The organism is Nocardia sp. NPDC060220 (assembly GCF_042727815.1).
Classification (GTDB): domain Bacteria; phylum Actinomycetota; class Actinomycetes; order Mycobacteriales; family Mycobacteriaceae; genus Nocardia.
In genome coordinates, this window is record NZ_JBHWZY010000978.1 from 1 (window position 1) to 2,369 (window position 2,369).

3 protein-coding genes are annotated in these 2,369 nt (G+C 67.2%); all 3 read right to left on the reverse strand.

Annotation, left to right across the window (positions count from 1 at the left end; translation table 11 throughout):
- Positions 1-286 (reverse strand): hypothetical protein (locus ACFWF3_RS32510; RefSeq protein ID WP_379317679.1); only part of this gene is annotated, 286 nt, incomplete at its 3' end.
- Positions 287-294: 8 nt separating this feature from the next.
- Positions 295-1,803 (reverse strand): class I adenylate-forming enzyme family protein, encoded by a 1,509-nt coding sequence (locus tag ACFWF3_RS32515; RefSeq protein WP_379317681.1) that lies wholly within the window; start codon positions 1,801-1,803, stop codon positions 295-297.
- Between the two features lie 77 nt (positions 1,804-1,880).
- Positions 1,881-2,369: amidohydrolase family protein (locus tag ACFWF3_RS32520; protein ID WP_379317683.1), on the reverse strand; the 489-nt coding region annotated here is incomplete at its 5' end.

Here is a 2,369-nt window from a genome sequence, read left to right on the forward strand (position 1 = left end):
GTTGCTTGGCCTCCTTGAGACCGAGCGGGATCTCGTTCACATCGAGGGTGCCTTTGCCCGCTCGCGTGACGAGCAGTTCGGCGCCGGTGTCGTGGACGTAGCGTTTACCGACCGCGGTGCCGCCGGCGAACGCGGGATCGAGGACCGCCCCGGTGCCGGTCTCGCTGCCCAACGGCACCATCGGGGCACCGCCACAACGCAAGTCGTCGATGGCGTCGGTGGATTTGATGACGATGACCTGTGTTTCACAGACCTGGCTCGTCAGCCGGGTGCCGCTCTTGATCACGATGACTCCTAGAGGATGGACGGGGCGGAGGAGATCTCCTGGATGAGGTTGCGCCGCAGGATCTTGCCGGTCGGCGTGGTGGGAAGGTCGTCGCGGAAGACGACCCGGTCCGGCGTGCGCGACCCACGCAGATTGGCCCGCACGTGGGCGCGCAGCAGTTCCGGATCAGGCGTGGCGCCGGGGGAGGCGACGATGACGGCGACGATGATCTGCCCCCACTGTTCGTCGGGCACGCCGATCACGGCGACTTCGCGAACATCGGGATGTTCGACGAGCACGTCCTCGATCTCGGCGGGAGCGATGTTCTCCCCGCCGCGGATGATGGTGTCGTCGGAGCGGCCACCGATGAACAGATAGCCGTCGGCATCGAGCTCGGCGAGGTCCTTGGTGGGGAACCAGCCCTCGGCATCGAGGACGGAACCGAGCTCGGCGTATATTCCCGAAACCTGCGGTCCCCGGACGAACAACTCGCCGACCGCGCCGGGCGCGAGCACCGCACCGGCGGCGTCGCGGATCTGCAATTCGACACCGGGCACCGCCCGCCCGACCGAGCCGAGTCGCCTGGCGACCGCGGGGTCGTTGGACCCGTGGGCGAGTCGGTGATCCTCGGGGGTCGACACCGCGATGGTCGAACTGGTCTCGGTGAGACCGTAGGCGTTGACCAGGCCGACCTCGGGCAGCAGCTCGAGCACCGCGCGAACCAGCGGCAGCGGTGCCTTGGCGCCGCCGTAGGCCAGGGTGCGCAGCGTCGGAAGTTCGACGCCGGGCCCGGCACGGAGCACGGTGACGATGCGATCGAGCATGGTGGGTACGACCGTGGCGTTGGTGATCTGTTCCTCGCGGACGAGGTCGATCCAGCGGACCGGGTCGAACTGGCGCAGGTACACGGTGCGTCGGCCCGCGTACAGATTCGACAGCGCCGCGCTGACGCCCGCGATGTGATAAGGCGGCACACAGATCAGCGCCGCGTCGCCGGGTTCGGCGGAGGCGAACTCCACGGTGCCCATCACGTAGCCGGTGAGATTGGCGTGCGTCAGTTCGACGGCCTTGGGTCGCGCGGTCGTGCCGGAGGTGAACAACAGCACGGCGACGTCGTCGGGCGAGGCGTCCTGAACTGTGTGCGCCCCGTCGGCGGTCCGGAGGGCGGCGAGGAACAACGCGGAATCGATGACCTGTTTGCCGCAGCCCGCCACCATCTCGAGGTATTCGGAGTCGACAACGATCAGCGGATTCGGCAGCCGGTCGATCAGGTCGCGCAGGCCGGTAGCGCTGAGGCGGTAGTTCAGCGGTGTGAACGCCACCGCGGCGCGCGCGGATCCGAACAGCAACAGCGGCAGCATGATGCCGCCGGTTCCCACGTACGCGACATGCTCGGCACCGGAGGAACCGATCAGTCCGGCCGCCCGGTCGGCCAGTTCGCTCAATTGCGCCGCGCTCGTTCGCGTTCCGTCGGAGACGACCGCGGCCCGCTCCGGTTCACTGGCCGCGACCATCTCGAGCATTACCGAAATGCTCAATTCATCACCTCATCGATTTCGGAGAAGGATGCGGCCACCCTGGTCTGCATACCGAGGGTGGCCGCGTCGTCGTGCGGTCAGCCCGCGTTCTGGGCGGTAGCCGCTTTGATCTGCGCCGCGAACGCCTCGAGCTTGTCCTCGGATGTGGAGTTCTTGTGCTTGCGGGCCTGCACGCTGACGTCGTGATCGGCCGCGGCCGCCCGCAGCGCGCCGACGGTGGCCTGCTCGCGCGGAATGTGCTGAAACGGGTCGAAGGAGTACCAGCGCATCGCGTTGAGGTGGGTCATCTTGTCGATCTCGTCGTCGGGCACCTGCTCGCGCCCGAGTACCTGCTCGAGTACCTCGGGAGCGTCGGGCCACATGGAATCGCTGTGCGGGTAGTCCATTTCCCACATGATGTTGTCGATGCCGATCTCGTGGCGCAGCCGCACACCGATCGGATCGCTGATGAAGCAGGTCATGAAGTGGTCGCGGAACACTTCCGAGGGCAGCCTGCCGCCGAAGTCCTGCATCGTCCAGGTGGAGTGCATCTCGAAGGTGCGGTCGACGCGCTCGAGGAAGTACGG